General features: G+C 71.4%; 22 protein-coding genes and 1 pseudogene. 9 read left to right on the top strand and 14 right to left on the bottom strand.

Annotated features, from left to right (window positions below; translation table 11 throughout):
- Positions 1-70 precede the first annotated feature (70 nt).
- Positions 71-1,153, bottom strand: coding sequence for a phosphoribosylformylglycinamidine cyclo-ligase (gene purM, locus ABD714_RS11225; RefSeq protein ID WP_344812428.1), 1,083 nt, complete (start codon positions 1,151-1,153; stop codon positions 71-73).
- A gap of 126 nt (positions 1,154-1,279) precedes the next feature.
- Positions 1,280-2,758, bottom strand: coding sequence for an amidophosphoribosyltransferase (purF, locus tag ABD714_RS11220; RefSeq protein WP_425562382.1), 1,479 nt, complete (start codon positions 2,756-2,758; stop codon positions 1,280-1,282).
- Between the two features lie 246 nt (positions 2,759-3,004).
- Here purF and ABD714_RS11215 point away from each other — a divergent pair, with 246 nt between their 5' ends.
- Together ABD714_RS11215 and ABD714_RS11210 are read left to right on the top strand one after the other, a co-directional pair.
- Positions 3,005-4,771 carry a CDP-glycerol glycerophosphotransferase family protein gene (locus ABD714_RS11215; RefSeq protein ID WP_344812427.1) on the top strand — a complete coding sequence of 589 codons (1,767 nt, stop codon included), beginning with the start codon at positions 3,005-3,007 and terminating at the stop codon, positions 4,769-4,771.
- Between the two features lie 58 nt (positions 4,772-4,829).
- A complete protein-coding gene (locus tag ABD714_RS11210; protein ID WP_344812426.1) occupies positions 4,830-5,765 on the top strand; it encodes a hypothetical protein in 936 nt (311 codons plus the stop codon).
- Positions 5,766-5,841: 76 nt separating this feature from the next.
- Here the strand turns inward: ABD714_RS11210 and zwf are convergent, their stop codons facing one another.
- From zwf to ABD714_RS11190, 4 genes are all read right to left on the bottom strand, one after another.
- Positions 5,842-7,350, bottom strand: coding sequence for a glucose-6-phosphate dehydrogenase (gene zwf, locus ABD714_RS11205; protein WP_344812425.1), 1,509 nt, complete (start codon positions 7,348-7,350; stop codon positions 5,842-5,844).
- A gap of 137 nt (positions 7,351-7,487) precedes the next feature.
- Positions 7,488-7,754, bottom strand: a complete 267-nt coding sequence (locus ABD714_RS11200; protein ID WP_344812424.1) for a hypothetical protein — start codon at positions 7,752-7,754, stop codon at positions 7,488-7,490.
- Positions 7,755-8,001: 247 nt separating this feature from the next.
- Positions 8,002-8,715 (bottom strand): SDR family oxidoreductase, encoded by a 714-nt coding sequence (locus ABD714_RS11195; protein ID WP_344812423.1) that lies wholly within the window; start codon positions 8,713-8,715, stop codon positions 8,002-8,004.
- Positions 8,716-9,304: 589 nt separating this feature from the next.
- Positions 9,305-10,639 carry a dipeptidase gene (locus tag ABD714_RS11190; RefSeq protein ID WP_344812422.1) on the bottom strand — a complete coding sequence of 445 codons (1,335 nt, stop codon included), beginning with the start codon at positions 10,637-10,639 and terminating at the stop codon, positions 9,305-9,307.
- A gap of 97 nt (positions 10,640-10,736) precedes the next feature.
- Here ABD714_RS11190 and ABD714_RS11185 point away from each other — a divergent pair, with 97 nt between their 5' ends.
- Positions 10,737-11,519: a sugar isomerase domain-containing protein gene (locus ABD714_RS11185; RefSeq protein WP_344812421.1), complete on the top strand. Its 783-nt coding sequence runs from the start codon at positions 10,737-10,739 to the stop codon at positions 11,517-11,519.
- A gap of 170 nt (positions 11,520-11,689) precedes the next feature.
- Here the strand turns inward: ABD714_RS11185 and purL are convergent, their stop codons facing one another.
- The 3 genes from purL to purS all read right to left on the bottom strand — a co-directional run bounded on the left by purL (position 11,690) and on the right by purS (position 14,976).
- Positions 11,690-13,951: a phosphoribosylformylglycinamidine synthase subunit PurL gene (gene purL / locus ABD714_RS11180; RefSeq protein WP_344812420.1), complete on the bottom strand. Its 2,262-nt coding sequence runs from the start codon at positions 13,949-13,951 to the stop codon at positions 11,690-11,692.
- Between the two features lie 102 nt (positions 13,952-14,053).
- Positions 14,054-14,731, bottom strand: a complete 678-nt coding sequence (purQ, locus tag ABD714_RS11175) for a phosphoribosylformylglycinamidine synthase subunit PurQ (RefSeq protein ID WP_344812419.1) — start codon at positions 14,729-14,731, stop codon at positions 14,054-14,056.
- The gene (gene purS, locus ABD714_RS11170) at positions 14,731-14,976 is read right to left on the bottom strand and encodes a phosphoribosylformylglycinamidine synthase subunit PurS (protein WP_425562381.1); all 246 of its coding nucleotides are present in this window, start codon (positions 14,974-14,976) and stop codon (positions 14,731-14,733) included. Before purS ends, purQ begins: the two co-directional genes overlap by 1 nt.
- Before the next feature lie 151 nt (positions 14,977-15,127).
- Between purS and ABD714_RS11165 the strand changes: the two genes are divergently transcribed.
- Entirely contained in the window at positions 15,128-15,577 is a 450-nt protein-coding gene (locus ABD714_RS11165; protein WP_344812418.1) for a DUF4190 domain-containing protein, read from the top strand.
- Positions 15,578-15,597: 20 nt separating this feature from the next.
- Here the strand turns inward: ABD714_RS11165 and ABD714_RS11160 are convergent.
- A pseudogene (locus ABD714_RS11160) lies at positions 15,598-16,458 on the bottom strand (phosphoribosylaminoimidazolesuccinocarboxamide synthase); the annotation flags it as partial.
- A gap of 174 nt (positions 16,459-16,632) precedes the next feature.
- Here ABD714_RS11160 and ABD714_RS11155 point away from each other — a divergent pair.
- Positions 16,633-16,833, top strand: coding sequence for a PspC domain-containing protein (locus ABD714_RS11155; protein WP_344812417.1), 201 nt, complete (start codon positions 16,633-16,635; stop codon positions 16,831-16,833).
- A gap of 170 nt (positions 16,834-17,003) precedes the next feature.
- Here ABD714_RS11155 and ABD714_RS11150 read toward each other — a convergent pair whose 3' ends face one another.
- Positions 17,004-17,648: a TetR/AcrR family transcriptional regulator gene (locus ABD714_RS11150; RefSeq protein ID WP_344812416.1), complete on the bottom strand. Its 645-nt coding sequence runs from the start codon at positions 17,646-17,648 to the stop codon at positions 17,004-17,006.
- Between the two features lie 86 nt (positions 17,649-17,734).
- Between ABD714_RS11150 and ABD714_RS11145 the strand changes: the two genes are divergently transcribed.
- The 4 genes from ABD714_RS11145 (at position 17,735) to ABD714_RS11130 (ending at position 22,763) form a co-directional block, all read left to right on the top strand.
- Entirely contained in the window at positions 17,735-18,538 is an 804-nt protein-coding gene (locus tag ABD714_RS11145; RefSeq protein WP_344812415.1) for an alpha/beta fold hydrolase, read from the top strand.
- Positions 18,539-18,593: 55 nt separating this feature from the next.
- Complete coding sequence (locus ABD714_RS11140; protein ID WP_344812414.1) at positions 18,594-20,654, top strand: AAA family ATPase; 2,061 nt, start codon at positions 18,594-18,596, stop codon at positions 20,652-20,654.
- Between the two features lie 94 nt (positions 20,655-20,748).
- Positions 20,749-22,245, top strand: coding sequence for an FAD-dependent oxidoreductase (locus tag ABD714_RS11135; RefSeq protein ID WP_344812413.1), 1,497 nt, complete (start codon positions 20,749-20,751; stop codon positions 22,243-22,245).
- Complete coding sequence (locus tag ABD714_RS11130) at positions 22,242-22,763, top strand: hypothetical protein (protein WP_344812412.1); 522 nt, start codon at positions 22,242-22,244, stop codon at positions 22,761-22,763. The genes ABD714_RS11135 and ABD714_RS11130 overlap by 4 nt, the downstream gene beginning before the upstream one ends.
- Positions 22,764-22,778: 15 nt before the next feature.
- Here ABD714_RS11130 and ABD714_RS11125 read toward each other — a convergent pair whose 3' ends face one another.
- From ABD714_RS11125 to ABD714_RS11115, 3 genes are read right to left on the bottom strand one after another with little or no spacing between them, the layout of a single operon-like run.
- Complete coding sequence (locus tag ABD714_RS11125; protein ID WP_344812411.1) at positions 22,779-23,771, bottom strand: ABC transporter ATP-binding protein; 993 nt, start codon at positions 23,769-23,771, stop codon at positions 22,779-22,781.
- A gap of 2 nt (positions 23,772-23,773) precedes the next feature.
- Positions 23,774-24,619, bottom strand: a complete 846-nt coding sequence (locus tag ABD714_RS11120) for an ABC transporter permease (RefSeq protein ID WP_344812410.1) — start codon at positions 24,617-24,619, stop codon at positions 23,774-23,776.
- Positions 24,612-25,406: an ABC transporter permease gene (locus ABD714_RS11115; protein WP_344812409.1), complete on the bottom strand. Its 795-nt coding sequence runs from the start codon at positions 25,404-25,406 to the stop codon at positions 24,612-24,614. Before ABD714_RS11115 ends, ABD714_RS11120 begins: the two co-directional genes overlap by 8 nt.
- Between the last annotated feature and the right edge of the window lie 8 nt (positions 25,407-25,414).

Below are 25,414 nucleotides of genomic sequence, written 5' to 3'. Positions count from 1 at the left end.
CAATCGGAGCAATGCTGCAAGTAGCGACCCGGTCGCGAGACGGGCGAACCCGCGGCGGCGTCGGATCGTTTCAGCGAGCCGGGTGCCGGCCCTCCACGACGACGCGGTCACCGACCTCGGATCCGGCCACCTCGGCCTCACCGCAGACCCAGGCCGGCAGGCCCCGGTCGGCCAGCGTCCGCAGGGCGGCGTCGACCGACTCCGGCGGCACCAGCGCGACCATCCCGACCCCGACGTTCAGCGTCGCCTCCAGGTCGGCACGGGGCACCGAGCCCACTGTCGCGACGAGGTCGAACACCGGCGGCGGCGTCCAGCTGGCCCGGTCGATCCGCACCCGGACCGACTCGGGCACGACGCGGGCCAGGTTGTTCGCCAGCCCGCCCCCGGTCACGTGGCTCATGGCGTGCACCTCGGACGCCCCGATCAGCGCCAGGCAGTCCAGGCTGTAGATCCGGGTGGGCTCCAGCAGCTCCTCGCCCAGGGTCCGGCCCAGCTCGGCCACCTCGCGGTCCAGCGCCCACCCCGCCTCGCGGAAGAAGACGTGACGGATCAGGGAGTAGCCGTTGGAGTGCAGTCCCGAGGAGGCCATGGCGATGGCCACGTCCCCCGGTCGGACCCGGTCCGGGCCGAGGATCGCGTCCCGCTCCACCACACCGGTGGCGGCGCCGGCGACGTCGTACTCGTCAGGCTCCAGCAGCCCGGGGTGCTCGGCGGTCTCGCCGCCGACCAGCGCGCAGCCGGCCTGGACGCAGGCCTCGGCGATGCCTTTGACGATGGCGGCGATCCGCTCCGGGACGACCTTGCCGCAGGCGATGTAGTCGGTCATGAACAGCGGCTCGGCCCCGCACACGACCAGGTCGTCGACCACCATGCCGACCAGGTCGAACCCGATCGTGTCGTGGATCCCCATCGCCTGGGCGATGGCCACCTTGGTGCCGACGCCGTCGGTCGACGTGGCCAGCACGGGGTGCGCCAGCTTGGCCAGCGGAGCCGCGTCGAAGAGCCCGGCGAAACCGCCCAGACCGCCCAGCACCTCGGGCCGGCGCGTCTTGCCGACCCACTCCTTCATCAGCTCGACCGCCCGGTCGCCGGCCTCGATGTCGACCCCGGCCGCCGCGTACGCCGAAGGTCCAGAGCTATCGGTACCGGTCACGAGCACAGCCTCTCGGGAGTGCAGGAGCGCTTCCGGGCGACCTGCTCGTCGTCCGGGAACGCGACGAACGCGCGCGACGTGGTGGAGCCGCCGGCCGCGGTGCGCGCAGCGCGACCACGGAGACGGTCAGGGGCGGGCGAGGGCATCTGCGGCTCCTGCTCCCGTGCTCGCGGTGACCAGACCGTCGTCGCCGGTGCGCTGGGCGGGCTCGGTCTCCAGCACGTGCTTGCCCAACCGCTCGGCCAGGGGGAGCTCGATCGGGTAGACGCCGTCGAAGCAGGCCCGGCAGAGCTGGTCGATGCCGGACTCGGTGGCCTCGACCAGACCCTCCAGGCTGACGTAGCTGAGCGAGTCCGCGCCGATCGAGCGACAGATCTCGTCGACCGACAGCCCGTTGGCGATCAGCTCGGCCCGGCTGGCGAAGTCGATCCCGTAGAAGCAGGGCCACTTCACCGGCGGCGAGGAGATCCGTACGTGCACCTCGGTCGCGCCGGCCTCCCGCAGCATCCGGACCAGGGCCCGCTGGGTGTTGCCGCGGACGATCGAGTCGTCCACCACCACCAGCCGCTTGCCCGCGATCACGTCCCGCAGCGGATTGAGCTTGAGCCGGATGCCCAGCTGCCGGATGGTCTGGCTGGGCTGGATGAAGGTCCGGCCGACGTAGGAGTTCTTGACCAGGCCCTGCCCGTACGGGATCCCCGACTGCTCGGCGTAGCCGATCGCCGCCGGGGTGCCCGACTCCGGCACCGGGATGACCAGGTCGGCTTCGACCGGGTACTCCTTGGCCAGCGTGCGGCCGACCTCGACCCGGACCGAGTGCAGCCGACGGCCGTTGATCATCGTGTCGGGGCGGGCCAGGTAGACGTACTCGAACAGGCAGCCCTTGGGGTCGGCCTCGGCGAACCTGCTGCTGCGCAGTCCGTCGGCGTCGATGCAGATCAGCTCGCCGGGCGCGACCTCCCGGACGTAGGAGGCGCCCACGATGTCCAGTGCGGCCGTCTCGCTGGCCACCACCCACCCGCGCTCCAACCGGCCCAGCACCAGCGGCCGGACCCCCTGCGGGTCGCGGGCCGCGTAGAGCGTCTCCTCGTCCATGAAGACGAGGCTGAACGCGCCCTTCAGGTGCGGCAGGACCTCCATCGCCGCCTGCTCGATGGTGTAGCCCGAGTAGGTGGCCAGCAGGGCCGTGACCAGCGAGGTGTCGTTGGTCGCCTCGTGGGACAGCGCCCCCGGCACCAGCGAGCCCTCCTGGGCGTCCCGCTCGGTCAGCCAGCTCTGCAGCTCGAGGGTGTTGGTCAGGTTGCCGTTGTGACCGAGCGCGATGCCGCCGGTGGCGGTGGGGCGGAAGGTCGGCTGGGCGTTGGCCCAGACGGAAGCACCGGTGGTGGAGTAGCGCGCGTGGCCGATGGACAAATGACCGCGCAACGAGCTCAGGGTGGACTCGTCGAAGACCTGGGAGACCAGACCCATGTCCTTGAAGACCATGATCTGGGACCCGTTGCTCACCGCGATCCCGGCCGACTCCTGGCCCCGGTGCTGCAGCGCGTAGAGACCGAAGTAGCTGAGCTTGGCGACCTCCTCGCCGGGGGCCCAGACGCCGAACACGCCGCAGGCGTCCTGCGGTCCGCGGTCGTGGGGATCGAGGTCGTGGTTCAGGCGACCGTCCGCGCGTCGCAGCGGAGGCGAGCCCGGGGCACGAGTCGGAGACGAGCTCGAGGACTGTCGGCCCGGGAGCGAGCCCGCTGAGTCTGGCACTGCCTCATGCTATCGCGTCGACCGCGCCGGGACCGACGTCGCGCCGCGGCGCGACGGTCCCCGGCGGACGGGGCTGTGGCCGTTAGGGTCGTCGCCATGTCTACGCGGTCCCCCGGTTCCTCCCGGTCGTCGGGGTCGTCGGTGAAGCACCGGGTCCGTCGGCTCCGGGCCGCGCTCGGCGACTTCGCCGTCCGGAACGTGATCAACCTCGGGGCGGTCGTCTCGGCCTGCGTGCTGCTCGCCGCGGACGGCACGACGATCCGGGCCGTCGGCGCTCTGGCCGGGCTCGCTGCGCTGGTCGGCATCCTGGCCCGTCGCTGGTCGGACTTCTACCCCCGGCCCAAGGCCGGTCTACTCGGCTACTTCGTCAGTGTCCGGCTGCTCCTGGTGGTCGCTGTCGGTGGTCTGTTCCTGCACCGGCGCCCCGATGCGGGTGCTCTCGAGGTCGCCGCCGCCTGGACCGGTCTGGCGGTCCTGCTGCTGCTGGTCATGGCCGAGCCGCTGGTCAAGACGCTGCTGGGCACCACCAAGGTGATCGTCCGCCACCTGCCCGGGGTCAAGCCGGTGCCGAAGGCCCCGCTCTCGGCCGGCTGGATCGCGGCCGGCAACGTGCTCGCCGTGCTGGTCGCGGCCCTGCTGGCCGCGCTCGGCGCGCCCGGCTGGACCCTGCTGCTGCCCGCCCTGGCCACGGTGCCGCCGACCCTGCTCACCACGGTGCACGCCCTGCGGGCGACCGAGGCGAGCAAGCGGATCGAACGCGACACCCCGGCGGCGCTACGGGCGTACGCCCCGGCCTTCGTCGTCTATTACGCCACCGTGCAGGGCGCCCGGTACCAGCTGGGCATGTGGCTGCCGTACCTGGAGCGGCTGGGGAAGCCGTACGTGGTGATCACCCGCAACCCGGCCACGGTGGCCGAGATCGCCCGGCTGACCAAGGCCCCGATCCTGGTCCCGCGGACGGACAAGAAGATGTCGGACCACCTGGACTCGATGGTGGTGCCGTCGATGAAGGCCGCGTTCTACGTCCAGGGCAGCGCGGCCAACGCCACCTTCCAGCGCTACCAGATGACCCACGTCTGGCTGAACCACGGAGACTCCGACAAGCAGGCCAACTACCACCCGCGGCACGCCACGTACGACAAGCTGTTCGTCTCCGGTCAACAGGGGGTGGATCGCTACGCCGCCCACGGCATCGAGGTGCCGCCCGGCCGCTTCGCGATCGTCGGGCGCCCGCAGATCGAGTCGATCATGGTCGCCGACGAGCCGCTGCCAGCCGGGACGCCCCGCACGATCCTCTACGCCCCGACGTGGAAGGGTGGCCGCCCCAGCACCAACTACAGCTCGCTGCCCAACGGGCTGACCATGATCAAGGCCGTGCTGGAGCGGGGCTCCACGGTGGTCTTCCGACCGCATCCCCTGTCCTACAACGACCGTACGGATGCGGCGCGCATCGCCGCCATCCACGAGCTGCTCGCGGCCGACCGGACCGCCAGCGGCCGGCAGCACGTCTGGGGTGCGCCGGCCGAGAAGGAGTGGGACATCCCGGCCTGCTTCAACCACAGCGACGCGCTGATCACCGACGTGTCCTCGGTGGCCTCGGACTTCCTCGCCTCGGGCAAGCCGTTCGCCATGTGCGCGGTGCAGAACGGCGGGGAGGAGTTCCTGGCCGAGTTCCCGACGGCCCGGGTGGCGTACGTGATCGAACCGGACCTGAGCACGCTCGACTCCGCGCTCGACCACCTGCACGGTGACGACCCGCTGGCCGAGCGGCGACGCGCCTACCGGACCTACTGCCTGGGTGAGAACATCGGGCCCTCGGCCGCCGACGGGTTCCTGCGGGTGGCCGGCGACCTGGTGGCGTGACCCGGCGGGTGTGGCAGGGTCTGCCCCCTCACCCGTCGCTCCCCTGAAGGAGATCCCTGTGCGGACCACCAGTCATCGCCTCGCGACCACCCTGCGCCGCCTGCTCGTCGTCACCCTGGCCGCTCTGCTGGCCGCGCTCGTCGCACCGGCGGCGGCGCGGGCCGATCCGGGCGACTACCCCGGCAAGTCGGCCTACCCGACCTACAACAGCCGCTTCTGGTCGGGCCCGGCCATCGGCCACCTCAGCAACTACATCCCGCAGGGGCTCGCGTACTGGTCCGCCAAGGACGCCCTGATCACCACGTACTACGACGAGGACGACACCGGGGCCAAGGCCCTGATCTCGGTGCGCAACCGGCTCGGCAACCAGACCGAGCGGAAGTGGGTCACGATGGTCGGCGGCCACGCCGGCGGCGCCGTGGTCCACGGCAAGTACCTGTGGGTGTCCAGCACGTCGGTCAACGGCCTGTCCTGGGTCTACCGCTACTCGCTGAGCCGGCTGGCCGCCGCGAAGCCCCACCAGTACCTCACCTGGGACAAGGCGTTCCGGGTGGAGACCAGCTCCTACGTCACCGTGCGCGCCGGCGACCTGTGGGTCGGTCGGCACACCACGGACATCAACACGTCCGGCACCATGTACCGCTACAACATCACCGCGACGGGCAACCTGAGCGCGAAGCCCATCGCCTCGATGACGACCCCCAGCCAGGTACAGGGGGCGTCCTTCAGCAACGGGCGGGTCATCTACAGCCGCTCGTACGGTCGGACCAAGGCGAGCACGATCACGGTGGTCAACCTGTCGTCGGGGCGCACCTCGAGCTTCGCCGCCCCGTCGATGATCCAGGGCTCGGCCCTCGCGGCCGGCTGGTACTACCTGACCACGGAGTCCGGGGCCAGCCACTACCGCTACGGCGAGGACGGCCGCGGCCGCTCCCTGAACCCCATCACGAACACGCACTACGCCTCGGTGAGCGGTCTGACCGGTCTGGTCTGAGCCGGCCGACACGAGACGCCCAGGTGAGCCCACCCCGCGAGGGTGGGTCCACCTGACCGGCGGGTACGGCCCCGGGTCAGCCCTTGCTCTTCTGTCGCCAGCCCCGCTCGAAGGGCAGTCGCCACGCGCTCGGCGCGACGAGCTGGTGGATGGAGTTCGGGCCCCAGCTGCCCGCCGGGTAGGACTTCACCGGCGGCGGGTCCTCCAGCAGCGGGATCGAGCGGTCCCACAGGCTCTCGATGCCCTCGGCGGTGGTGAACAGGGTGTGGTCGTCGCGCATCGCGTCCATGATCAACCGCTCGTACGCCTCCAGCACGTCGGCGGCGTAGGAGGTCTCGTCGGTGGAGTACTGCATCGACAGCTTCTCCATCCGCATGCCCGGTCCCGGGCGCTTGCCGTAGAACGACAGCGACACCTTCGACTCGTCGGCCAGGTCGAACGTGAGGTGGTCGGGCCCCTGGGAGCCGACGCCGGAGTTGGCCGGGAACATGCTCCGCGGCGCCTCCTTGAAGGCGATGGAGATGATCCGCTGACCCTCGGCCATCCGCTTGCCCGTGCGGAGGTAGAACGGCACGCCCGCCCAGCGCCAGTTGTCCAGCCCGCACTTGAGCGCGATGAAGGTCTCGGTGTCGGAGTCCGGGGCCACACCCGGTTCGTCGCGGTAGCCCGCGTACTGACCGCGGACGACGTCGCGGGGGTTGATCGGCAACAGCGAGCGGAAGACCTTGTTCTTCTCCTCGCTGATGGCGAACGGCTCCAGCGCGGTGGGCGGCTCCATGGCGACGAAGGCGAGCACCTGGAACAGGTGGGTGACCACCATGTCCTTGTACGCCCCGGTCGACTCGTAGAACATCGCCCGCTTGTCCAGGCCGAGGGTCTCGGGGATGTCGATCTGGATGTGGTCGATGAAGTTGCGGTTCCAGATCGGCTCGAACAGGCCGTTGGCGAAGCGGAAGGCGAGGATGTTCTGCGCCGCCTCCTTGCCCAGGAAGTGGTCGATCCGGAAGATCTGCCGCTCACGGAACGTCTCGTGCAGACCGGCGTTCAGCTCGACCGCGCTCCGCAGGTCGGTGCCGAACGGCTTCTCCATCACCACCCGGGAGTGCTCGACCAGGTTGGCGTCCTTGATCATCTTGATCACGGCGGGCGCCGCGACCGGCGGGACACTCAGGTAGTGCAGCCGCGGAGCGGTCCCGCCGAGCTCGTGCTCGGCGGCCGTGACGGCGGCAGCCAGCCCCTCGGCCCCCCGCCCCTGGGGCACGTAGTGCAGCCGGGAGGCGAAGAGCTCCCACTGCTCGGTGGTCAGGGCGCGGTGGCTGAACTGGTCCAGCGACTCCTTGGCGAAGGCGCGGAACTGATCGTCGTCCAGTTCCTCCAGGGAGGTGCCGACCACCTGGATGTCCGGGGCCAGCGCCGACAGGGCCAGGTGGGCCAGGCCGGGGATGAGCTTGCGGCGGGAGAGGTCGCCGGTGGCGCCGAAGAGGACGATCACGTGGGGCGGCAGAGCCGGCTCCCGGTTGTGCCGGGGCCGGGCGCCGGGCGCGGGGTACGCGATGGTCTGGGCGGGCGCGTTGTCGTCGGACACAGCGAAATGCTCGCATCCTCAGGTGACGATCGTGCGTCGGGTCCCTCCGGAGCCGACGGCCGGCGTCGTGGTCGCGCGGCAGACCCGGGACGGCGGGGGCACCGGCCATCGGCCGGCGCCCCCGCCGTCGGTTCAGGTCAGCTGACGGCCTGGTGGGCCAGCAGCCGCCGGATCTCCAGCGTCTGCTGCTGGGAGTGACGATCGAGCATCGCTTCGAGGTCGAAGCGATCCGCGTCCGTGGTGAAGCTCGCCAGGTCGGCCTGGAGCTGCTGACGCTCCAGCCGGGCACGACGAGCCTGGGTGCGCCGCGTACGTGCGGCGTTGAAGGACTCCAACATGAGTTCTCCTCCATCGAGAGTTCGTATGGAGGCGCCATTGCCTGGATCCGCATCGAGCAGATCCATCCCTCAGTCTAGTCAACTGGTCCGCTGTGGTCTGACTCGATTCAGAAGGCGTTTCATGATCTTGGCCACTGCCGGGCTGCGCCCACGGACCGACTGGTCTGATCCGCCCGCTCGGACCGCGGTTGGGCGCAGGTTCGCAGGCCGGATCGGGTCCGACGCGGGACCGGATCAGGTCCGGATCACGTCCGGACGCGGGACCGTATCAGGTCCGGACGCGGGGCCGGATCACGTCCGGACGCGGGCGGGATCAGGCCGCGGCAGCCTGGAGCTGCGGGTAGACCGCCTCCACCGGCGCGCTGAGGCCGGCCTTGGCCTGGACCGAGGTCTCGTCGGCCAGCACCTCGAAGCGGCCGGCCTCGAGGGCGTCGTAGACGTCGCGGACCAGATCGGCCGGATCGACCTTGGCGTCGGTCGCGTGCGCGGCCATCGCGGTGTCCACCCAACCGACGTGGACGCCGACGACGTGCACACCCTTGGGGGCGAGCTCCAGCCGCAGCGAGTTGGTGGCCGACCAGAGGGCGGCCTTGGTCGCGCTGTAGATCCCGGCGACGGCGTACCAGCTCAGAGCGGAGTGGACGTCGATGATCGCCGCGTGCTCCCGACCGACCAGCAGCGGGGCGAAGGCCCGGGCCAGGAACAGCGGGCCCAGGAAGTTCGTCTCGACGTTGGCGCGGATCTCCTCGTCGGTGTGCTCGAGGATGCCGGAGCTCGACGTCGCGATGCCGGCGTTGTTGATCAGCACCGTGACGTCGGAGGCGGCGTCCACCACGGCGGCGATCGACGCTGGGTCGGTCACGTCGAGGGTCAACGGCACGACGCGCTCGTCGTCCCAGGTGCGCGGGTGGCGGGCGGTGGCGTACACCTTGGCGGCGCCCCGGGCGAGGGCGTCGTGCACGAAGTGGGTGCCGATGCCTCCGTTCGCTCCGGTGACGAGGACGACGGCTCCGTGCAGTGTGGTCATGCGGGTGCTCCTTGGTCGAGGTTCGAGTTCTTGACTCTGAGTTACAGAAAAAGCGTAGCTCGTTCTCGACCTATAGGTCAACTACTACTGGGCCTGGCGAGTTGGTGGTGACAGACGCGGGGCGTCCGCGACGTCGCCAGCGGTGCCCGGTGCCCGGTGCCCGGTGCCCGGTGCCCGGTGCCCGGTGCCCGGTGCCCGGTGCCCGGTGCCTGGTGCCTGGTGCCTGGTGCCTGGTGCCTGGTGCCTGGTGCCTGGTGCCTGTGCCTGGTGCCTGAAGATTCCGTCACTCGACGGCTTCTGGTGCGCGCCGGGGTGCCCACACTCGAACATTCCGTCACTCGACGGCTTCTCGTGCGCAGCGGGGTGCCCACACTCGAACATTCCGTCACTCGACGGCTTCTCGTGCGCAGCGGGGTGCCCACACTCGAACATTCCGTCACTCGACGGCTTCTCGTGCGCCCGAAACCGTCAGCACCCGGATTCGCGCCATCTGACGGAAAGTTCACACAGCAGGCGGCAGGGCGCAGCGCCGGGCAGGGCGCAGCGCCGGGCGGCGAGCAAAGAAACGGCGTGGAGGTGCGGGCAGGCGTCAGGTGAGGCGGTCGGCCAGCTCGGCGAGGAAGAGCGTCTCGGCCACGCAGGCCGCCGCGAAGTCACCCAGGTGCAGGGACTCGTCGATGCCGTGCGGCCGGGAGTCCGGGTCGCCGACCGCCGTCACCAGGATCGCCGCCTCGGGGAAGGCGTCGGCGAACTCCGCGACCAGCGGGATGGAGCCGCCCTGACCGATCAGCACCGGCTCCCGACCCCACGCCGTCGCGTACGCCGCCCGGGCGGCTTCGGCCACGGGGCCGCTGAAGGGGATCTCGGCCGGTTCGCCGGTGTCCCCGTCGGTGACCGTCACCCGCGCACCCCAGGGCGTGTGGGTCTCCAGGTGCTCGCGCAGGCACCGGAGGGCTCGGCGGGCGTCGTCGCCGGGAGCGACCCGCAGGCTGATCTTGGCGCGGGCGCTCGGGATCAAGGTGTTGGACGCCTGGGCGACCGAGGTGGTGTCGAGGGCGATCACCGCCAGAGCCGGCCTGTTCCACAGCCGCTCCACGACGGAGCCGCTGCCGAGGTAGTCGACCCCCTCCAGCACGCCCGACTCGGCGCGCAGCCTCTCGGGCGGGTAGACCAGGTCGGGGCCGGTTCCGTGATGGAGCCCGGCCACGGCGACGTCGCCCCGGTCGTCGTGCAGCGTGGCCAGCAGCCGGCACAGGGCGGTCAGGGCGTCCGGCGCCACTCCCCCGTACGCCCCGGAGTGGACGGCGTGGTCGAGCGTCCGGACCTCCACGACGCAGTCGGCCAGCCCCCGCAGGGTGGTGGTGAAGGCGGGCTCGCCCACGGCCCAGTTGCCGGAGTCGGCGATCACGTAGACGTCGGCGGCGAGGCGCTCCCGCTCGGCGGCCAGGATGGCGGCCAGGGTCGGCGAGCCGATCTCCTCCTCCCCCTCCACGAACACGGTGACCCCGACCGGCGGCGTGCCGCCGAAGGCGCGGAGGGCGGCCAGGTGGACGGCGAACCCGCCCTTGTCGTCGCTGGAACCGCGACCGAACAACCGATCGCCGCGCTCGGTGGCGGTGAACGGCGGGCTGGTCCACTGCGTCTCGTCACCGGTCGGCTGGACGTCGTGGTGGGCGTACAGGCAGACGGTCGGGGCACCGGCGGGGGCGGGGTAGCGGCCCAGCACGGCCGGACCGCCGCCGGCGTCGACGACCTCGACCTCTGGACAGCCCGCGCCCGTCAGCAGGGCGGCCACCATGTCCGCGCTGCGACGCAGGTCGGCCGACCGGTCCGGGTCGGCGCTGATCGACGGGATGGCGACCAGCGCATCGAGATCGGCACGAATTCCGGGCAACTGGTCACGTACCGCCTGAACGAGGTCCATGGTGGGAGCGTAAGGCGTTCAGGGAATAGGATTCCCACCGACTCGACCTCGAACGGGTCAAGAATTGACACGTACAGACACGACCACTGGAGAACCCATGAGCCACGAGCGCGTCAACCAGCAGACCGCCGCCGCCGTCCTGTCCGAGGCGGTCCAGCAGGTCGTCACGACGCAGCAGGAGCCCATCGCGGCGGCCGCTGCCCTGCTCGCGGAGTCGGTGGCCAAGGGAGGCGTGGTGCAGGTGTTCGGCACCGGGCACTCGCGGTCCTTCGCCATGGAGATCGCCGGCCGGGCCGGGGGCCTGGTTCCGGCCAACAAGATCGCGATCACCGACCTGGCCTTCTTCGGGCCCAAGTCGGTGGACGAGGTGATGGACCCGCACCTGGAGCGGGACGACACCCTGGCCGCGCAGCTGCTCGAGGTGCACAACATCCAGCCGGAGGACGTCTTCGTGATCTGCTCCAACTCCGGCGGCAACGGCTCGACCGTCGAGCTGGCCCGGCTGGTCACCGAGCGCGGTCACAAGCTGATCGCGGTGACCTCCATGGACCACACCACCAAGATCACCTCCCGACACCCGAGCGGCAAGCGGCTGTTCGAGCTGGCCGACGTGGTGATCGACAACTGCGGGGCGTTCGGTGACGCCGTCCTCGATCTGCCGGACGCCGCCGACGGCTCCCCGCAGGGTCCGATCCTGGCCACCTCCACGGTGACCAGCTCGCTGATCGCCCAGATGATGGTGACCGAGGCGTGCGGGCTGCTGCTGGAGGCCGATCAGCCGGTGCCCGTGCTGATCTCGGCCAACATCCCCGGCGGGGACGAGAACAACGACCGGCTCCGGGCCGCGTACGCCGACCGGGTCAAGCAGGGCGCCCCGTGAGCCGTACCGCGAGGTGAACCCTCTCCCACCAACCCACTGACGCCCCCCTTTCGCTCCGTCACGCACCCCTCGCAGTGGGGGCGTGAACCGGTGAAAGGGGGCGTCAGCGCGTCCGGCGGGGTGGGTGGCCGGGTCGGGGTTCGGCGGCAGGTGCGTCGGCCTGCGCCGCCTCAGTGACCGGCGGCGGCCATGGCGGTGGGGATCGGGGCCTGCCAGGTCGTCCGGATCTCGTCCAGGCCGAGGGTGAACTGTCCCCCGACCCGGAGGTCGTCGCCACCCGTCACGCCCAGGCTGGCGACCGAGATCTCGTGCGCCGCGGCCAGCTCGACCAGCTCGTCGGTCCGGTCGGCCGGCAGCGAGACCAGCACCCGACCGGTGCTCTCGGAGAAGAGCGCGACGAACGGGTCCTGCTCACCGAGCGACACGCTGGCGCCGATGCCACGACGCAGCGCGCTCTCCACCAGGGCCTGGGCCAGACCGCCGTCGGCCAGGTCGTGGGCGCTGCTGAGCAGCCCGCGCCGGGCGGCCCGCACCAGCAGACCGGCCAGCCGCTGCTCATGGGCCAGGTCCAGCGACGGCGGCAGCCCACCCAGGTGTCCGTGAACGACGTCGGCCCAGGCCGACCCGGCCAGCTCGTCGCGGGTCTCCCCCAGCAGCCAGATCTCGTCGCCGTCCCGACCGAAACCGATCGGGATCCGCGCGGTCACGTCGTCGATGACGCCGAGCACCCCGACCACCGGGGTCGGCAGGATGGCGGTGTCCCCGGTCTGGTTGTAGAAGCTGACGTTGCCGCCGGTGACCGGGGTGCCGAGTGCGCGGCAGCCCTCCACCAGACCGGCGATCGCCTCGGTGAACTGCCAGAGGGCGGCCGGGTCCTCCGGCGAACCGAAGTTGAGGCAGTCGGTGATGGCCACCGGCTGCGCCCCGGTGACCGCGACGTTGCGGTACGCCTCGGCCAGCGCGAGCTGCGCACCCGCCCGCGGGTCGAGGTAGGCGAACCGCCCGTTGCAGTCGGTGGCCAGCGCCACCCCGAGGCCGGTGTCGGCGTCGATCCGCAGCATCCCGGCGTCCTCGGGCTGGGCCAGCACGGAGTCACCCCGGACGTAGCGGTCGAACTGGTCGGTCACCCACGACTTGTCGCACAGGTTGGGTGAGCCGACCAGGCGCAGCAGGGTGTCGGCCAGCTCGGCGCCGCCGGACGGGCGGGCCAGCCGCTCCACCCCGTCGGCCTGAACGGCGTCCTGCCAGTCCGGACGCGCGTACGGCCGCTCGTAGACCGGGCCGTCGTGCGCCACCGTGCGGGGGTCGACGTCGACGATGGTCTCGCCGTGCCAGTCGATGATCAGCCGGTCGCCGTCGGTGACCTCGCCGACCACCGTCGCCTGCACGTCCCACTTGCGGCAGATCTCCAGGAAGGCGTCCACGTCGCCGGGCTCGACGATCGCCATCATCCGTTCCTGGGACTCGCTCATCAAGATCTCCTCGGGACTCAAGGTGGAGTCCCGCAGCGGTACGACGTCGAGGTCGACGTGCATGCCGCCGTCGCCGGCCGCGGCCAGCTCGGAGGTGGCGCAGGAGATGCCGGCCGCACCGAAGTCCTGGATGCCGGTGATCAGCTTGGCGGCGAAGAGCTCGAGCGTGCACTCGATCAGCAGCTTCTCCATGAACGGGTCACCGACCTGCACGGCCGGCCGCTTCGACGGCTTGGTCGCATCGAACGTCTCCGACGCGAGGATGGAGGCTCCGCCGATGCCGTCTCCCCCGGTCGCGGCGCCGTAGAGGATGGCCTTGTTCCCCACCCCCGTCGCCTTGGCCAGGTGCAGGTCCTCGTGCCGCAGCACGCCGATGCAGAGGGCGTTGACCAGCGGGTTGCCGGCGTAGGAGGCGTCGAAGACGACCTCGCCGCCGATGTTGGGCAGCCCCAGGCAGTTGCCGTAGCCGCCGACCCCGGCCACCACCCCAGGCAGCACCCGGGCCGTGTCGGGAGCGTCCAGCGGACCGAACCGGAGCGGGTCCATCACCCCGATCGGGCGGGCGCCCATGGCCAGGATGTCGCGGACGATGCCGCCCACCCCGGTGGCCGCGCCCTGGTACGGCTCGACGTAGGAGGGGTGGTTGTGCGACTCCACCTTGAAGGTGACGGCGTAGCCCTGGCCGATGTCGATCACACCGGCGTTCTCGCCGATGCCGGCCAGCAGCTTGCCGACCGGGGTCTCCTGCGTCAGCTCACCGAACGCGCGCAGGTGCACCTTGGAGGACTTGTACGAGCAGTGCTCCGACCACATCACCGAGTACATGGCCAGCTCTGCCCCGGTCGGACGACGTCCGAGGATCTCGCGGATCCGCAGGTACTCGTCCTCCTTCAGCCCGAGCTCGGCCCAGGGCTGCGGCTGGTCGGGAGTGGAAGCTGCGTTCTCGACGGTATCGGCCACGCGCCCACGCTACCGGGGCGAGCAGGGTGCACCCGCGGCCGATCAGTGTGTGAGTCGAGGGTCTCAGAAGCACCCCGTTCTCACACGCTGATCGCAGCGAGCTCAGACTCTCTCTGCCAGGAAGTCCAGCACGCTGGCGAAGAAGGGGCGCCCGTCCAGGCTGGGGGACGTGAGGGCCTCCACGTTGTGCTCCGGATGGGGCATCAGCCCGACCACGTTCCCGCGCTCGTTGCAGACACCGGCGATGTCGTTCAGCGAGCCGTTGGGGTTGTCCAGGTAGCGGAACACGACCCGCCCCTCCCCCTCCAGCCGGGCCACGGTCTCGGTGTCGGCGAGGTAGCGACCCTCGCCGTTCTTCAGCACGATGGTGATCTCCTGGCCCGGCGTGAACGCCGAGGTCCAGGTAGTGTCCGCCGACTCGACCCGCAGCCGCTGGTCCCGGCAGACGAACGTCTGGCGCTCGTTGCGGATCAGCGCCCCCGGAAGCAGATGGGCCTCGCAGAGCACCTGGAACCCGTTGCAGATGCCGAGCACCGGCATCCCGGCACCGGCGGCGCGGATCACCTCGGTCATCACCGGGGCGAACCGGGCGATCGCCCCGCACCGGAGGTAGTCCCCGTAGGAGAAGCCGCCCGGCAGGATGATCGCGTCGACGCCGGCCAGCGAGTCGCTGCCGTGCCACAGCGGAACCGCCTCGGCGCCGCTGACCCGGACGGCGCGCAGGGCGTCGTGGTCGTCCAGGGAGCCGGGGAAGGTGACGACACCGATCCGCGGGGCCATCAGTCCTCGTCCACCCGGACGTCGAAGGTCTCGATCACGGTGTTGGCGAACAGCTTCTCGGCGGCGTCGCGGACCTCGGCCAGTCGCTCGTCGGTGATGTCACCGTCGACCTCGACCTCGAAGCGCTTGCCCTGCCGGACGGTCAGCCCGCTGTAGCCCAGCCGGCCGAGCGCCCCGGTCACCGCCTTGCCCTGCGGGTCGAGGATCTCGGGTTTGGGCATCACGTCGACCACCACTCGCGCCATGACGGCGATCCTACTGGGGCCGACGGCTCGCCTTCGGCCGACGAGACGAGGCGTCACGATGCGGTCACGATGGCCCGAACGGCCGCGACTCCTGCTGGCGGTGCCTGCGACCCACTGGGACCATGAGAACGGATCCCTTACCGGCCGAGGAGTGCTCAAGTCCGATCCCCAGGTCCCGCCGCCCGGTGGCCAGCCCTCCCCGGGCGATCCCCAGCAGAGCTACCCGCAGCAGAACCATCCTCCACAGGGCTACCCCCAGCAGGGCTACTCCCAGGGCTACGCCCCGCAGGGGCAGCAGCCGTACGGGGGCCCACCGGCGGAGGACCCGGGCAGGACGCTCGGGATCATCGGGCTGGTGCTGTCGTTCTTCACCGCGATCATCGGTCTCGTCGTCAGCATCGTGGCCCTGCGGAAGTCGAAGAAGGCTGGCTTCACGAACACCCCTGCCCTGATCGGCGTCATCGTGGGCATCGTCACCACGGTCGCCGGGCTCGTCATCGCCGCCGTCTCGATCGTCGCGCTGACCGCGGTGCTGAGCCAGTGCGCCCAGCTCGGCCCCGGGGTCCACGACGTCAACGGCGTCACCGTCACCTGCAGCTGATCTCAGGGCGTGAACGGGGTCCCGGTGAGCCGCTCGTACGCCTGCAGGTAGCGCTCCCGGGTCGCCGCGACGACAGCCTCCGGGAGCGCCGGCGGGGCCTCGCCGCTCTGCCGGTCCCAGCCGGACTCCTCCAGCAGCCAGTTGCGCAGGTACTGCTTGTCGTAGGAGTCGAGCACCCCGTCGGCCCACCCGGCCGCGTCCCAGAACCGCGAGGAGTCCGGTGTCAGCACCTCGTCGGCCAGCACGATCGTGCCGTCGGCACGGCGGCCGAACTCGAGCTTCGTGTCGGCCAGCACGATCCCCCGCTCCCGGGCGATCACCTCGGCCCGGCGGTAGACGGCCAGCGTCAGCTCCCGGATCCGGTCGGCCACCTCGGCGCCGACGGTGTCGACGACGACCTCGTACGACACGTTCTCGTCGTGCTCTCCGAGCTCGGCCTTCGTGGCGGGCGTGAAGATCGGCTCGGCCAGCCGAGACCCGTCGTGCAGGCCGGCCGGCAACGGCACGCCGCAGACCGCCGACGACTCCTGGTACTCCACCCAGCCGGAGCCGGTGAGGTAGCCGCGGGCTACGCACTCCACCGGGATCATCTCCAACCGCTCGCAGATGACCGCGCGGCCGCGGACCGCCTCGGGCACCTCGGTGGAGAGCACATGGTGGTCGACGATGTCGGTGAGCTGCCCGAACCACCACTGCGACAGCTGGGTGAGCACCGCCCCCTTGTCGGGGATGGTGCTGTCCAGCACGTGGTCGAACGCCGAGATCTGGTCGGTGGCCACCATCAGCAGCCGCTCGTCGTCGTAGGCGTAGAGCTCGCGGACCTTGCCGCGGTGCACCAGCGGCAGGCCGAGCTGGTCGGCGAAGCGGGGACCGGTCGTCAACGTCACGGGCTCATCCTGCCAGTCACCCGACCGTGGGGACTCGCCCCGGACCGACCCTGAACCACCCCGGAACTCCGGCCCGAACCCGTGCATTCTGCGGTCGACGCGGGCATGGTGGACACACGAGCCCCTCGGGGCTCACTCCACCCGAACCAGGAAGAAGGACCAGCCACCATGGCCGCCAGTCTCGCCCGTCCGTCCAGTGACCGAGTCATCGCGGGGGTGTGCTCGGCCATCGCCCGCCGTTTCGGTCTGTCCAGCAACGTCGTCCGCCTGATCTTCGTGCTCAGCATGCTGCTGCCCGGCCCGCAGATCTTGATCTACCTGGCCGGCTGGCTGCTCATCCCCGACGAGCGCAAGTCCTCGATCTACTGAGCCCGACCGGCTGAACTCACCCCTCGATCGCGCCCCTCGCCCCTGCGGCGGGGGGCGCGACTCGTTTCCTCGTGGTCTTCTCCGTGGCGTTCTGCGTCGAACGCAGGGCGACCTGGCCGTTCCCGGCGTGTCGCGGCTGATCGACGCAGGTCGCGCTGAGAACGACGCAGTCAGCCGGTCTGATCGCGCGCCCCGTAGGCGGCCAAGAAGATCCGCACCGCCTCGGCGCAGTGGGCCCGCGCGCCGGCGGCGTCGGGAAGGTCCTCGTCCCCCAGCAGCATCGCCCGGTTGACGGGCTCCCCCATCACCAGCCAGTTCAGGTAGGTGGCGGCACCCCGCGGGTCGGCGGCGACGAGCCAGCCCAGCTCGTCCAGCCGGGCGACGTGACCGGCCAGCGCCTCCACCGCCCGCTCCGGACCGTTCTGCCACAGCACCCGGGCCAGCTCGGGGAACCGGGACTCCTCGCCGATCACCAGCCGCCGCAGCCGCAGGATCCGCGGCGTCAGAACGGCGGTGAGCTGCCGCACGGCGTAGTCGACCAGCGCCGACCTCAGCTCCTCCGGTGACGACGGATCGGGCAGGTCGTCGGTGTGCACGCCGTCGCCGGCGCCCCGGGTCATGCTGGTGACCAGCTCGACGAAGAGACCCTCCTTGCTGCCGAAGTGGGCGTACACCGTCTGCTTGGAGACACCGGACAGGGCGGTGAGCTCGTCCATGTTGGCGCCCAGGTAGCCGTCCCGGAGGAACACCTGCTCGGCCGCGTCGAGGATGGCCGACCGCTTGCGCAGCGAGCTCGGTCGCAAACCGTCCGTCATGGCAGCCTCCCGTTGACACTTCGTACTCGGCAGTCTAGTTTGAAGAAACAGAACTCGCCAGTCCAGAAAATGCAGCAGGAGGAACCATGACCGACGTCACCACCACCACTCGCGGAGACCGGGTCGGCTACGACCGGTACGGGAGCGGGCCGGGTCTGGTGTTCATCGCCGGGGCCGGGCCGTTCCGCGCCGTCGACCCGATCACCACCGAGACAGCCCAGCGCGTCGCCGATCTCGGGGTCACGGCCGTGGTCTTCGACCGCCTCGGCCGCGGGGACAGCGCGGCCGACGGCGTGCTGGACCTGGACCGTGAGCTGGACGCCATCGCGGCGGCCATCGAGGTGGCCGGCGGGAGGGCCGTGCTCTGCGGGCACTCCTCCGGCTGCTCGCTCGCGCTGCGCGCCGCGGCGGCCGGGCTGCCGGTGAACGGACTGGCGCTCTGGGAGGCGCCGGTCGCCACCGGTGCCGACGAGACCCGGGCCTGGTCCGACGAGATCGAGCGGCTGATCGACGCCGGCGACACCGAAGGGGCCCAGCGGCACTACATGAAGGACATGCCACCGGAGTGGCTGGCCGGCGCCGAGGCGTCGCCCGAGTGGCCGCTGATCGCCGCCGGCGTGGTGAGCACCCGCGCCGACGCGCAGTCGCTGGCCTGGGCGACCGCGGAGCTGGCCACCGGCTCGCTGGCCGGGATCGAGGTGCCCGTGCTGGCCATGTACGGGACCGAGACGTTCGACGAGATGCCGGTCGGTGCCCGGATGATCGTCGCGGCGGTCCCGGACGGGGTGGAGAAGGAGATGCCCGGAGCGATGCACTCCTGGGAGCCGGCACCGATGGCGGCAGAGCTGGCCGCCTTCGTGACCTCGGTGGCGGCACCGGCAACCGCCTGACCGGGCCGCGACCAAAGGCCTCGACACCCCCGGCCCGCGGGCCTACCCTGACGGCGTGGTGGCTCCCGAGCTCGGGGCGGCTCACCTTCCCCCGAGAGGACCGGCGGGCGACCAGCTCGCGGGTCGGCTGGGCGTGGCCCGGGACGACGGCTTCGTCGGTCGCGGTCGCGAGCTCGAGCTGCTCTCGGACGCCCTGACGGGAACCTCGGACATCCGAGTGATGTTCGTCCACGGTCCCGGCGGGATCGGCAAGACGACGTTGCTGGACGCGATGGCACGACGCACCCGGACCGGCGGCCGCCAGGTGACCTACCTGGACGGACGCGACGTCGAGTGCTCACCTGCCGCCGTGCTCGCAGCAGTGAGGGAGCGGACGGTCGACGACCCGTCGGCCGTGCTGCTGGTGGACGGCTACGAGCTCCTGACGCCCCTGGACCGGTGGTTCCGGACCGAGTTCCTCCCGGCCCGTCCCGCCGACGCGGTGACGGTGGTGGCCGGCCGCGAAGCGCCTGCGGCAGCCTGGTGGTTGGACCCGGGCTGGCGACGACTGGTCAGCGTGCACGGCCTCGAGGAGCTGGACGCGGCGGACAGCCGCGATCTGCTGCTGGGCCTCGGGGTGACCGACCAGGTCGACCGGCTCGCCGAGCTCGGCCGCGGCTACCCGCTGGCCCTGGCCATGCTGGCCGAGGTGGACCGCTCGGGTCGTCGGCCGGACCAGCTGTCCGACGCCCCCGACGCCGTCGGCCAGCTGTGCGCCCTGATCCTGGACGACGTCCCCGACGACGCGCACCGGACCGGGCTGGCCACCTGTGCGCACGCCACCCGGACCACGCAGGACCTGCTCACCCGGATGATCGGCTCCCGCGCCCCGGAGGTGTGGGCCTGGCTGGAGTCGCGGCCGTACGTCCGGCAGGGGGCTCTGGGGCTGTATGTGCACGACGTCGTGCGGGAGCTGTTCGAGGCCGAGCTGGCGCACCGCTCACCGGCCGAGTACACGCAACTGCACCGGGCGGTGCGCGGCTACTTCCAGGAGCGGATGGTCGACCGCGCCGAGCCGCATCCCGACCGGGCGGCCGCCGAGGTGCTGCTGCTGCACCGCAAGACGCCGCTGGCGGCCGAGACCTCGGTGCTGCGCGACCGCGGACAGCTGAGCGTGCCCCGCGCCGGTCCGGCCGAGCGCGAGGAGATCATCGCGTTGATCGAAACCCACGAAGGATCGGAGTCCGCCGACCTGGCGCGCCGGTGGTTGACTGCCCAGCCCCGCAGCGCCTACCACTGCCGGGCCGATGACGGCACGGCCGCGTTCGCCGTCCAGGTGTATCTGCCCGGTCCGGGCGACCTGATGGCCGACGACCCGATCGCGGCCGCGATCTGGAAGTTCGTGTCTGACCGCGGCCCGCTGCGTCCCGGTGAGCGGGTCAACGTCAACCGGTTCGCCGGGGCCGACCACCGTTATCAGGGCGACCCGCTGCAGCTGCTGGTCAACGGCGTCTCGTGCATCCTCGAGTGGCGTACGACCCCAGCCGCCTGGACCTTCATCGTCAGCTTCGGTGTCCACTACGGTGCGTACTTCGACTACCTCGGGCTGACCCCGATGCTGAAGCTGGACGTGGGCGGGGCGCCGGTCACCCTGTTCGGCTGGGATCGACGACAGTTCCCGGCTTCGGCCTTCTTCGAGATGATGGAGACCCGCGAGCTGACCGGGGAGACGGGGCCGCCACCGGCCGAGCTGCTGCGACCGCTGCCGCTGACCCGTACGTCGTTCGACGCCGCCGTCCGGGCTGCCCTGCGCCGGTTGACCCGGGCCGGCGGTCTCGACTCGTCCGAGCTGCTGACCAGCGCTCTGGTGCCGCCCGACGCGACCGATCCGCCAGCCACCCTGAACCGGGTGCTGCGCGAGGCCGTCGCCGACCTGGATCGTGAGCGCGGCGGCGCAGAGCACCGCCGGGTGCTGGAGCGGACCTTCCTGGCCGGCGCGCCGTCCCAGGAGGCGGCGGCCGAGCTGCTGGACCTGCCGTTCAGCACCTACCGGCGTCACCTCGCCCGAGCCACGGATCGGCTGGTGGAGGTGCTGTGGGCGATCGAGCTGGAGCCGAACGGCTCCCGGCGCACCTGACCGGCAGGACGCGTCGGGCAGGAAGTGGGCACCGAGTGACCTGGTAGGTGAACACCGGTTCGCAGGACCATGGCGACGCCACGAAGGAGGCGCCATGAGTCAGCTCGACAGCACCACCCGAGGTCTCGACGCTCGGCCTGTACACGAGGTGGCGGTGCTCGGTGCCGGACCCACCGGTCTGATTACCGCCCTGCTGCTGGCCCGGGCCGGGTGCGTCGTGACGGTGCTGGACCGTGACGACGCCGAGCCGGGCACCACCGCGGACCAGGCCTGGAGCGACTGGAGCCGGCCCGGAGTGAACCAGTTCCGGCAGGTGCACGTCGCACTGCCCCGCTGGTACCGGCTGATGCGGGCGGAGCTCCCTGACGTCGCCGACACCCTGCTCGCCCTGGGGGGCCGGTCGGTCAACCTGCTGCATCTGCATCCTGCCTCGGCCACCGGCGGCCACCAGGCCGGTGACGAGCAGTTCGACACGGTGACCGGGCGCCGGCCGGTGATCGAGGCGGCGCTGGCGTCGGTGGCCGCCGCGCAGCCGGGTCTGACCGTGCGCCGCGGCGCGCGGGTGATCGGACTGACGACCACGACCGGGGCGGACGGCAACCGGCGGATCGGCGGAGTCCGGACCGAGGATGCGGTGCTCGAGACCGATCTGGTGGTCGACGCCACCGGGCACCGCAGCCCGGTGCCGGGTTGGCTGGCTCCGTTGGGACTCGCCCCGGTCGAGGAGCGCGCGACGGTCGGTCTGACCTACTACACGCGGCACTACCACTCCCCCGACGGCCCACCGACGGGAACGGGCGGTGCCCTGACGCACCACCAGTCCTACTCCGTGCTCACCCTGCCCACCGACAACGGCACCTGGGGTCTGGCGATCATCGTCGGCTCGACGGACGCCGCCACCCGCCGGCTGCGCGAGGCGCCGTGCTGGGAGGCGGCGCTGCGGGCCGGCGGCGTGGACGAGCGCTGGCTGGCCGGGACGCCGCTCGACGACGTACGGCCCCTGGCGGGACTGCAGGACGTCGTCCGCCACTACGCCCCGGAGGGGGTGCCGGTGGTCGACGGGCTCGTGGCCGTCGGTGATGCCTGGGCCACCACCAGCCCGTTCCTGGGCCGCGGCCTGAGCCTGGGCGCACTGCAGGCCGTCGCCCTCCGCGACGCCGTCACCGGGCACGGCTCCGGCGGCTCGAGGCCGGTCTCGATCGCGTACGCGGCGCTGCTGCGGGAGCGGGTGGAGCCGTACGTCCGGGCCACCATCGGGTTCGGCCGGCACCGGGTCGCCGAGATGGCCGCGGAAGCGGCCGGTCAGCCGTACCGGACCGACGACCCGGCCTGGGCGGGCAGCACCGCCCTGGTCGCGGGCGCCAGCACCGACCCGCTGCTGCTGCGGGCTCACGCCACGATCGCCTCGCTGCTGGCCCTGCCCGCCGAGGTGTTCGCCGATCCGGAGATCCGCGCCCACGTCGGGCCGTGGTTCGGGTCCCCGCCCCATCCGCCGGACCGTCCGGGCCGCGCTGCGCTGCTCGATGCCCTGACCGGAACCACCACGTCCAGAACCACGACCACCAGAACCCCACAAGGAGCACTGTCATGACCACCAGCACCCTCAGCCTGTCCGATCTCAGCCAGCTCACCGGTGACTACCTCCGGCAGGAGGTCGAGGTCAGGATCAGCAACGTCACCCGGAACCTCCAGCGTCTCGAGGAGGGCACCTTCGACCTCACGATCACCAACGCCGCCGCGCCCCGTGGCATCCGGTTGCAGGACGTCACCGTGCACCTGCAGGTCGACTCCGGCGCCGTCCTGAAGCTGTCGACCTCGATGAGCGCGCTGCTGCAGGCGCGGGCGACCGGCAGCCGCTCGGCACCCGTGCTGCCGGGAGGAACCCTCGTCTCGGAGATGTTCGTCTTCTTCCAGCCCGCCGCCGCCGGCATCAGCCCCGACGACGTCCTCGAGCCCGGTGAGGTGCAGGAGCTGGAGCTCAGGTTCCGCGGCGAGGGAGCCGGAACCACCGACCTGACGGCGCACGTCCACGCCACGATCGCACCGGAGGACCTGTTCCCGCGGACGCAGGGCGCCACCGCTGAGAAGTCGATCACCATCCGGCCGTGACGCGCCGGCCACCCCTCAGGCGCCGGAGTGGTAGAGCGTCCGGACGATGTCCTCGATGGCCGGCTCCTCCAGGGTGAGGTCCCGTACCTCCACCTGCGCCGCCACCTCGGCCAGCACCCGGGCCGCGGTGGTGGTCGTGGGCGAGAAGGCCAGCCGCTGGCGTACGCCCTCGCCCTCGCTGCCGAGGTGAGTGGCCTCGTCCAGCTGCAGGGGCGGTCGCGGCTCCCAGAGGTCGACCACCAGCACCCGTTGCAGGGCCACCCGCTGGGCCAGCCCGGGCAGCGTGCCGTCGTACACCAGCCGGCCGTGGTCGACCACCAGCACGCGGTCGCAGAGCCGCTCGATGTCGCTCATGTCGTGGGTGGTCAGCAGCAGGGTGGTGCCGCGCTCGGCGCGCTCGGCGATCAGGAACTGGCGCAGCCGCTCCTTGCTGATCATGTCCAGGCCGATGGTCGGTTCGTCCAGCACCAGCAGCCGCGGGCTGTGCACCAGGGCGGCGGCCACCTCGCCGCGCATCCGCTCGCCCAGCGACAGCTGGCGTACGGGGGTGTCCAGCTGGTCGGCGATGCCGAGCCCCTCGACCAGCCGCGCCGTCCGGTCCCGGGACGCGGCGGGGTCGAGCCGGTGGATGGCGGCCAGGATGGTGAACGAGTCGCGCAGCGGCAGGTCCCACCACAGCTGGCTGCGCTGGCCGAACACCACCCCGATCTCCCGGGCCAGCTGCCGCCGCTGCGGCACGGGATCGAGTCCGCAGGTGCGGACGGCGCCGGCGGTGGGCACCAGGATGCCGGTGATCATCTTGATGGTCGTCGACTTGCCGGCTCCGTTGGCACCGATGTAGCCGCAGGCCTCACCGGCGGCGACCCGGACGCTGACCCCGTCGACGGCGTGCACCGTCTTCTTGGTCCGCCGCACCCGGCCGGCCTTCTGGCGGACGACGAAGGACCGTCGCAGGTCGGTGAACTCGATGATGGGCTCGGTGGTGCCGTCGGTGGGTGTGGTGGTCATGGTCAGCCCCCTGCTCCGGTGAACCTGCGGATCCCCGCACGCCAGGCGAGCAGGGCCAGCACCCACACCCAGACGGCGAACAACGGGGCGAACCAGCCCAGCCAGGCCGGCAGGAACGCCGGCCCCGGCAGGCCGAGGATGATCAAGGACGGCAGGTACGCCGCCGCGGTCGCCGGGAAGACGAAGGTGAACAGGATCCGGATCGGTTCGATCAGCACGCTGCCGGGCAGCTGGCCGGCGTACGAGCCGCCGTAGACGAACGCGGAGGTGAACTCGGCCCCGTCGATGACGAAGAACTGGACGCCGCCGGCCATCACGAAGAACGCGCCGTAGATCGCCCCGCCGACCAGCGGGGTGATGATCAGCAGGTAGACCACCGCCGGGGTCAGGGCGAGATCGAGGTGGCGGAGCGCGATCACCATGATCACCAGACCGACCGCCACCCGGCCGAGCCGGCGGAGCTGGAAGTCGCCGGTGACCAGCTGGACGATCAGCGGCAGCGGTCGGACCAGCATCACCTCGAGCCGGCCCAGCCGCAGGTGGGACGGCATCGCGTCGAACTGCCCGAAGATCATGTCGGCGAAGGAGAAGCCCATGTTGGCCAGGGCGAACACCAGGGCGGCCTGGGCGAAGTCCAGGCCCCCGAACACCGGCACGTTGGTCAAGATCACGTAGATCTCGATGAACTCGAGCAGACCGACACCCACCGAGGTGGCCACCGTCAGCCAGAAGCTCGTCCGGTAGGCGGTCTGGCTGCGGATCCTCGAGCCCAGCAGCACCATCATCGACTCACGCCGGGTGATCCGGCCCCCGGTCCGCCCCGACGTCGCCCGCGCGGTGTCAACCACCCTGCACCACCAGACGGCGGGCGGCCCGGTGCATCGCCACCCGGGTGACGGCGACCAGCAGCACCAGCCACCCCGCCTGCATGGCCACCACCTGCACGGCCTCCCACCCGAGCACCCGCCCACCGAGCACGTCGACCGGGAACTGCAGCAACGAAGGAAAGGGCGTGGCGTACGCGACGGTCCGGAGCCAGTCGGGGAACAGGTGGATCGGCACGTAGAGCCCGCTGAACGGAGCGACGACGACCAGGTACAGACCGATGAAGCCCCTGATGTCCAGGGACCAGAAGGCGATCAGGTTGACCCCGAAGCGGACGACGAAGCTGAGCGAGACGGCGAGCAGGACACTGAGCAGACCCAGCGGGTAGGCCGTCCAGGAACCGGGCAGGGCCAGCCCCACGGTGACCGCGCCGATCAGCAACGGGGCCAGACCTCGGGTCAGCAGCTGGAAGCCGGCCCGGCCGAGGTCGGCGGCCCACCAGGACAGCTGCACGTCCACCGGCCGGGCCAGGTCGACGGCGATGTCCCCGGTCTTGATCCGGTCCGCCAGCTCCGTCCAGCCGAAGATCGCGATCGGGGCGAGGAGGGCCTGACCGAGCCACACGTACGTCGACGCCTGCTGCCGGTCGTAGCCGGCCAGCTCGCCGCCCGCCGACGCGATGGCGGCGAACAGGACACCGACCCGGATGAAGCCGAAGACGGACTGGGTGACCACGCCGGCGGCGATGGCCATCCGGTAGGTGCTGTACCGGTGGAAGCCCGCCGCGGCGAGCTGGAAGTAGGTACGCACAATCGCGA

The organism is Microlunatus aurantiacus, from assembly GCF_039536605.1.
Lineage (GTDB): Bacteria > Actinomycetota > Actinomycetes > Propionibacteriales > Propionibacteriaceae > Microlunatus > Microlunatus aurantiacus.
Note: the sequence above shows the minus strand (reverse complement) of the source record. Positions and strands in the feature narration are given on the sequence as shown.

Coding starts and splice junctions, on each gene's coding strand:
- purS (WP_425562381.1), bottom strand. CDS start 14,976: ATGGCGCGAGTGGTGGTCGACGTGATGCCCAAACCCGAGATCCTCGAC.
- purQ (WP_344812419.1), bottom strand. CDS start 14,731: ATGGCCCCGCGGATCGGTGTCGTCACCTTCCCCGGCTCCCTGGACGAC.
- ABD714_RS11130 (WP_344812412.1), top strand. CDS start 22,242: ATGACCACCAGCACCCTCAGCCTGTCCGATCTCAGCCAGCTCACCGGT.
- ABD714_RS11195 (WP_344812423.1), bottom strand. CDS start 8,715: ATGACCACACTGCACGGAGCCGTCGTCCTCGTCACCGGAGCGAACGGA.
- ABD714_RS11200 (WP_344812424.1), bottom strand. CDS start 7,754: ATGGATCTGCTCGATGCGGATCCAGGCAATGGCGCCTCCATACGAACT.
- ABD714_RS11155 (WP_344812417.1), top strand. CDS start 16,633: ATGGCCGCCAGTCTCGCCCGTCCGTCCAGTGACCGAGTCATCGCGGGG.
- ABD714_RS11190 (WP_344812422.1), bottom strand. CDS start 10,639: ATGGACCTCGTTCAGGCGGTACGTGACCAGTTGCCCGGAATTCGTGCC.
- ABD714_RS11185 (WP_344812421.1), top strand. CDS start 10,737: ATGAGCCACGAGCGCGTCAACCAGCAGACCGCCGCCGCCGTCCTGTCC.
- ABD714_RS11125 (WP_344812411.1), bottom strand. CDS start 23,771: ATGACCACCACACCCACCGACGGCACCACCGAGCCCATCATCGAGTTC.
- ABD714_RS11135 (WP_344812413.1), top strand. CDS start 20,749: ATGAGTCAGCTCGACAGCACCACCCGAGGTCTCGACGCTCGGCCTGTA.
- ABD714_RS11215 (WP_344812427.1), top strand. CDS start 3,005: ATGTCTACGCGGTCCCCCGGTTCCTCCCGGTCGTCGGGGTCGTCGGTG.
- ABD714_RS11145 (WP_344812415.1), top strand. CDS start 17,735: ATGACCGACGTCACCACCACCACTCGCGGAGACCGGGTCGGCTACGAC.
- ABD714_RS11150 (WP_344812416.1), bottom strand. CDS start 17,648: ATGACGGACGGTTTGCGACCGAGCTCGCTGCGCAAGCGGTCGGCCATC.